This window comes from Mucilaginibacter sp. P2_A5, assembly GCF_056404995.1.
Genome location: NZ_JBFUCY010000085.1, coordinates 1 through 650, shown reverse-complemented (window position 1 = coordinate 650; position 650 = coordinate 1). Strand labels below are relative to the sequence as shown.

Genomic DNA, 650 nt, shown 5'->3' with positions numbered 1-650 from the left:
GAATATTATTCGGAAGATCCATATTTGAACAGCCTGCTGGCTGTCGGGGCTGTAAAAGGAATTCAAAGCCAGCATGTGGCAGCCTGTATAAAACATTTTGCCGCCAATAACCAGGAGCTTAACCGTGATAGCGTAAACACTATAGTTGATGAAAGGGCCTTGCGCGAAATCTATTTCCCGGCATTTAAAGCAGCCATACAGCAAGGGAATGCCTACACCATTATGTCGGCCTACAATAAGCTGAATGGCTATTGGTGTTCCGAGAATGACTATTTATTAAATAAAGTACTAAAAAAAGAATGGGGCTTTAAAGGAGTGGTCATGTCAGATTGGTCCGGGACACATCATACCGTTGCAGCGGCCAACAACGGGCTGGATATCGAGATGGGCTCAAGCGGGCCGTATGATCAGTGGTATTTTGCTAAGCCACTACTAAAAGCTGTTAAGGAAGGCCAGGTTTCGGTAAAAACAATTAACGATAAGGTGCGCAGGATTTTGTGGGTGATGTACCATACCTCCATGAGTACTAACCATCCCAAAGGATCTATCGCTACGCCGGCGCATACCAAAGCCGCATATGCTATTGCCTCGGAATCCATCGTTCTGCTAAAAAACGATAACCATTTGTTGCCTTTAAAAGCAGATAACAT

General features: G+C 44.6%; 1 protein-coding gene. It reads left to right on the top strand.

Features of this window, described 5'->3' with window-relative positions; genetic code table 11:
• A partial coding sequence (locus AC1DXF_RS29450; protein WP_477452252.1) for a glycoside hydrolase family 3 protein occupies positions 1 to 650 on the top strand: 650 nt, incomplete at both ends.